The sequence below is a fragment of the Arthrobacter sp. YAF34 genome (assembly GCF_052113245.1).
Lineage (GTDB): Bacteria > Actinomycetota > Actinomycetes > Actinomycetales > Micrococcaceae > Arthrobacter.
In genome coordinates this window covers 1-505 of record NZ_JBFRCV010000047.1, presented here as the reverse complement: position 1 = coordinate 505, position 505 = coordinate 1, and the positions used below count along the sequence as shown (strand labels likewise).

The 505-nt window shown below is 66.8% G+C and carries 1 pseudogene; it reads left to right on the top strand.

The window, feature by feature from the left end:
* Positions 1-505: pseudogene (locus tag AB4Y72_RS19700) on the top strand (IS481 family transposase); the annotation flags it as partial.

The window sequence follows — 505 nt, the reverse complement described above, 5'->3', positions numbered from 1 at the left end:
GCCGAGGCGAAGATCGAGGAGGTACTCGCGGCACGTGTGAAGCACCGCGAAGGCCCGGTCGAGCTGGCCGAACGCTGCAAGGTCCCGGTCCGCACGGTCTCGCGGATCATTGCCCGGGCCGGGCTGCCCCGGTTGTGGGAACTGGACCCRATCAGCGGCGAACGCATCAGGGCCGGCCGGGCCACCGACCACCGCTATGAACGCGACACSGCCGGGGAGCTGCTGCACATTGATGTGAAGAAGCTCGGGAAGATCCCGGATGGAGGCGGGTGGCGGGTCCACGGCCGCAGCGAAGCTGTGAAAGGCCGCGGGCTGGGCTATGACTACGTCCACGTTGCCGTGGATGACCACTCCCCTCTGGCGTATGTCGAGGTGTTACCGGACGAGAAAGGGCGGACCTGCGCCCAATTCCTGACCAACGCCGCAGCGTTCATGGCCGCGAACGGTGCACCCGTGAGCGAAGTCATGACCGATAACGCCCTGGCCTACATTCGGTCCGCCGCCT